Origin of the sequence: Micromonospora sp. NPDC007271 (genome assembly GCF_040634005.1) — a bacterium.
Classification (GTDB): Bacteria; Actinomycetota; Actinomycetes; order Mycobacteriales; family Micromonosporaceae; genus Micromonospora.
Map to the genome: position 1 here is coordinate 1 of NZ_JBEYER010000194.1, position 3,544 is coordinate 3,544.

The following is a 3,544-nucleotide window of genomic DNA, read 5'->3' on the forward strand; positions in this document are numbered from 1 at the left end:
CGTGGACGCATACGGTGGTGACGGTGGCGAAGGATCTCGCGATGATCCCACTGCACTGGACGGTCGACCCGTCCGACTGGCAGGCGCCGGGCGCCGATCGGATCGCGGCCACCGTGGTCAGCAGCGTCCGGCCGGGCTCGATCGTGCTGCTGCACGACGCCGGCGGCAACCGGCAGGGGACCGTAGACGCGCTGCACCGGATCCTGCCGGACCTGACCAGCCGGTTCCAGGTGCGGGCACTGCCGAACCACTCGACCTGAACCGGAAGCCCGTTATCGGTGCCGGCGCACATCCGGTCGATACGCCCGTGCGGCCGTGGGGTCAGCGGGCCGGTCCCGGTGCCGGAACGTTGGCGGCGTCCCAGCTGTAGAAGCAGCCGGCGACGGCGTCGCGGGGGGAGTGCCAGGTCGGCAGGTACGGCGACGTGTGCGCCGACAGCCGCTCGTTGACCTGCTGGAAGAGTGGGTGGTCGCGTACGCCGGCCGCCGCGTCCGGTTCGACGTGGGTGGTCTCCATCAGGTGGACGCACAGGTCGTGCAGGCTGTACAGCGACCGGTGCCTGGCCGGTAACACAGCCGAGTCCCACCTGAGGCTTGAGGTTTCATCAGATTCCTTCCGTGGATACCCCGGCCTTCAGGCCGGGGAGGAAACGGAACCCTGCGGAGCAGGGCAGGCAAAGCCGATCCGCCGCCAAGGGCGGATCGACGTCTACCCGTACCCCACCGCAAGGTTCACTTGTTACCCTGTGATCATGTGAGGCGGGTCCAGGGCTGTGAAGCGGGGGTTCAAGTACCGCTTCTACCCGACGCCGCTTCACCGCAAGGCGTCGAGTTCGACCGTGTGCGCGACGGCACGCACGGTTGTTCCGAGGTTGCTCGGGTCTGTTGAGCCGAGGGCGAGCCGGATGGCCTGTGGCAGGTGGCCGGTGGTGGCGAAGGGTTCGGCGATGGAGACGGAGATCCGCTGGTCGACGAGCGCGGCAGCGATGCGGTCCGCTCGTGCGTCTTCGGGCAGCGGCAGCCAGATGAAGTAGGACGCGGGGTGGCTGACGTAGTGCAGTGGGTGCAGCGCGTCGCGGGCGATCGCTTGGCGTCGTGTTGCATCCTCGCGTTTGTGGGCTTCGAGCCGGTCAATGGTGCCGTCGGCCAGCCAGCGGCAGGCGATGGTGGCCGTGAGCGCGGGGGTGTTCCAGGTGGTGGCGCGGATGGCTCTTTCGAGAGCCGGCACGAGCGCGCCGGGTGCTGACAGGTAGCCGACACGCAGGCCGGTCGCGATGCTTTTGGACAGGCCGGAGACGTGCACGGTGAGGTCGGGGGCGAGGGCGGCCAGCGATGGCGGAGCCGGCTCGGCGAGGTAGGCGTAGGAGGCGTCCTCGATGAGCAACTGTCCGTATCGGCGGGCGATGTCGACGAGGCGGGCGCGGCTGGCTTCGTCGAGCACTGCGCCGAGCGGGTTGTGCAGCGTCGGCATGGTGTAGATCGCGCGGACCGGTCGCGCGGCGCAGAGGCGTTCGAGCGCGTCGAGGTCGGTGCCGGCGCCGGTGACGGGGACCGGGGCGAGGTCGAGGTGCAGGGTGCGGGCGAGCACCTTGAACCCGGGGTAGGTGAGCGCGTCGACGGCGACGACGTCGCCAGGGTTGAGGGTGGCCATCATAGTGACGGTCAGGCCGTGCTGGGCGCCGTTGACGATCAGTACCCGCTCCGCGGTGGTCGGGACGCCGCGGCGGGACAGGTGCGCGGCTATGACGGCGCGGTCCTGCGGGCGGCCGACGTGGGGCTGGTAGCGCAGGAGGGCGTCGATGTCACCGGAGCCGGCGATGTCGCGCAGCGCCTGCCGCAGCAGGTCGGCCTGTTCGGGCAGCGACGGATAGTTGAAGTTCAGGTCGATGACGTCTCCGGCGACGGCTTGCTGGTCGATGCCGTGCCCGGCCGGCAGCGCGAGGTCGCGCACGAACGTCCCGCGGCCCTGCTCTCGGCTGACGAGTCCGGCGGCCTCGAGTTCCGCGTAGACGCGGGTCGCGGTCACGACGGCGATACGCTCACGGGCGGCGAGATCGCGGTGGGTCGGCAACCTCGTTCCGGCCGGTAGCCGCCCGGACCGGATGTCGGCGGCCAACGAGTCGACCAAGGGCTTGTAACGGGACGCGGGCACCGGTCGATTGTATGCATGACAATTTTTTGACTGTCTTGCGTTCGGGTCCGTAGCGTCCGGATTAACGGATCGAAAGGACACCCTGTCGTGCACATCGCCATCCTCACTTTCGAGGGCTACAACGAGCTGGACTCGTTGATCGCGCTCGGCGTGCTCAACCGCATCAAGGACGACGACTGGCGCGTCACGATCGCCACGCCCAGCCCGAAGGTGGCCTCGATGAACGGTGTCGTCATCGAGCAGATGTCCACCCTCGAGGAGGCGTGCGAGGCCGACGCGGTCATCGTCGGCAGCGGTATCGCCACCCGTGAGGTCGTCGAGGACCCAGCGATCATGGGTGTGCTGCGGCGCCTGGACCCGTCGCGCCAACTGATCGCCGCCCAGTGCTCCGGCGCGTTGGTGCTGGCGAAGCTGGGCCTGCTCGAGGGCATCCCGGCGTGCACCGACCTGACCACGAAGCCGTGGGTGATCGCCGCCGGTGTCGAGGTGCTCAACCAGCCGTTCTTCGCCAAGGACAACGTCGCCACCGCAGGCGGCTGCCTGGCCTCGCACTACCTCGCCGCCTGGCTCATCACGCGGCTGCGTGGCGCGGAGGCTGCCGAAAGCGCGTTGCACTACGTCGCGCCGGTCGGTGAGAAGGAGGAGTACATCGAGCGGGCCTGGCGCAACGTCGCGCCGTACCTGCCCGCCCAAGGACTCGCACAGGAGCCGGTCCTGGTTTAGCACCGCAGGGGTGAAGAACGTGCCCGGGCGGGCCAAGACCGATAAGGCCCGCGGTGCGGCTGGCCAAGGTGGCCGAGCGGGGCATGTGCCGGCCGTCGCTGGTGCATCCCAGACCCATCCGGGAGCTGCGCAACCTGACCCGCTACCGGCGTTCGCTCATCCGCGACCGCACCCGAGAGATGCAGCGGGTGGAGAAACTGCTCGAAGACGCCCAGATCAAGATCACCTCTGTGGTGAGCGACGTGTTCGGGGTGTCCGGCGGCTGATACTCCAAGCGCTCATCGACGGACAGCGCGACCCAGCGGTCCTTGCCCAGATGGCCAGGGGACGGTTGCGTGTGAAGATCGTGCAGCTACAGGAGGCGCTGCGGGGGTTCTTCACCGGTCACCACGCCACCATCCCGGCGATGATGCTGGACAACATCGACCGGCTCAGCGCACAGACCGCCGCTTTGGACGCCACGATCGCCGAGGCGGTCGCCCCTTCGCCGATCAGGTGGCGCAGTTGAGTGAGATCACCGCGGTGGCCCCACCGCCGCCCAGGAACTGATCGCTGAGGTGGGCGTGCACATGACCCGCTTCCCGTCCGACGCGCACCCGGTGTCAGGCCGGGGCGAGCGGGTGCACGGCCATCAGCGAGCAAGCACAAAGTACGCAAGGCCGAGTAGGCC

Annotated in this window: 4 protein-coding genes and 2 pseudogenes; 4 read left to right on the forward strand and 2 right to left on the reverse strand. The window is 68.9% G+C overall.

The window, feature by feature from the left end; translation table 11 throughout:
* Positions 1-260 (forward strand): annotated as a pseudogene (locus ABZ570_RS33630) (polysaccharide deacetylase family protein); the annotation flags it as partial.
* Positions 261-321: 61 nt separating this feature from the next.
* Here ABZ570_RS33630 and ABZ570_RS33635 read toward each other — a convergent pair.
* Together ABZ570_RS33635 and ABZ570_RS33640 are read right to left on the reverse strand one after the other, a co-directional pair.
* A pseudogene (locus tag ABZ570_RS33635) lies at positions 322-561 on the reverse strand (TcmI family type II polyketide cyclase); the annotation flags it as partial.
* A gap of 252 nt (positions 562-813) precedes the next feature.
* On the reverse strand, positions 814-2,244 hold the full coding sequence (locus tag ABZ570_RS33640) for a PLP-dependent aminotransferase family protein (RefSeq protein WP_358072180.1): 1,431 nt from the start codon (positions 2,242-2,244) through the stop codon (positions 814-816).
* Between ABZ570_RS33640 and ABZ570_RS33645 the strand changes: the two genes are divergently transcribed.
* From ABZ570_RS33645 to ABZ570_RS33655, 3 genes are all read left to right on the forward strand, one after another.
* Positions 2,239-2,874, forward strand: a complete 636-nt coding sequence (locus ABZ570_RS33645) for a DJ-1/PfpI family protein (RefSeq protein ID WP_358072182.1) — start codon at positions 2,239-2,241, stop codon at positions 2,872-2,874. The two genes, ABZ570_RS33640 and ABZ570_RS33645, sit on opposite strands and share 6 nt — an antisense overlap.
* Before the next feature lie 53 nt (positions 2,875-2,927).
* Entirely contained in the window at positions 2,928-3,140 is a 213-nt protein-coding gene (locus tag ABZ570_RS33650; RefSeq protein WP_358072184.1) for a transposase, read from the forward strand.
* A gap of 71 nt (positions 3,141-3,211) precedes the next feature.
* Complete coding sequence (locus ABZ570_RS33655) at positions 3,212-3,382, forward strand: hypothetical protein (RefSeq protein ID WP_358072186.1); 171 nt, start codon at positions 3,212-3,214, stop codon at positions 3,380-3,382.
* Positions 3,383-3,544: the final 162 nt, after the last annotated feature.